Below are 470 nucleotides of genomic sequence, written 5' to 3'. Positions count from 1 at the left end.
CCGCCTCACGCCCTTTAGTTCCCCTATCTACATAAGTGGAGATATTTTCCAGTACTACAATAGCGTCATCTACCACCATTCCCAGGGCTATAGACAAAGAAGAAAGGGAGATGAGATTTAGGGTGCTGCCGGTTAGTGACAGGTAAATGAAAGCACCAATGAGAGAAAATGGAATTGTGAGTGCAACAATAAAAGTGGCCCGCCATCTACGCAAAAACACAAACACCACCAGCACCACAAACACTATTGCGTAGATGAGAACTTCAGATAAGTTATTCACCGAGTTTAGAATAAAATCTGAAGTATCTATAACTGTTTCTATTTTAACATCAGGGGGTAAATTTGCAGACAATTCGGGAATTCGTTCCAATACTGCTTTAGCTACGTTCACTGTATTCGCATTGTTTTGCTTCTGTACCGAAATATTAATGGCATTTCCACTATTGACGATCTGGACACGGTTATCTTCA

General features: G+C 40.9%; 1 protein-coding gene. It reads right to left on the bottom strand.

From position 1 onward, the window contains the following. A partial coding sequence (locus HC176_RS16345) for an efflux RND transporter permease subunit (protein WP_167920063.1) occupies positions 1-470 on the bottom strand: 470 nt, incomplete at both ends.

This window comes from Tamlana crocina (assembly GCF_012037625.1).
The sequence above is the reverse complement of the archived record's forward strand: the minus strand, read 5'-3'. Positions and strand labels throughout refer to the sequence as shown.